The sequence below is a fragment of the Neisseria sp. P0014.S009 genome (assembly GCF_051958155.1).
Taxonomy (GTDB): Bacteria; Pseudomonadota; Gammaproteobacteria; order Burkholderiales; family Neisseriaceae; genus Neisseria; species Neisseria flavescens_C.
Genome location: NZ_JBQCVS010000144.1, coordinates 1 through 263 on the forward strand (window position 1 = coordinate 1; position 263 = coordinate 263).

General features: G+C 52.5%; 1 pseudogene. It reads left to right on the forward strand.

Annotation, left to right across the window (positions count from 1 at the left end):
- Window positions 1-263, forward strand: a pseudogene (locus ACTHS4_RS12050) (RHS repeat protein); the annotation flags it as partial.

The following is a 263-nucleotide window of genomic DNA, read 5'->3' on the forward strand; positions in this document are numbered from 1 at the left end:
CAACCTGATCCACCGCGAACTGGCCGACGGCGAAGTGCAGAACTACTTCTACGATCTGCATGACCAACTGGTTAAAGCCGAAATCTTCAAGAAAGACGGCACGAAAGAGACTTGGGCGTACAGCTACGACGCCTTGGGCAGAAGGATAGGCAAAGGCCGTCTGAAAAACGAAGAAGTTTCAGACGACCTCGAAGAGAAAACCGGATTCGTTTGGGACGGCAGCCACCTCTTGCAGGAAGTCAAACCGGACAGCAGGTATACCT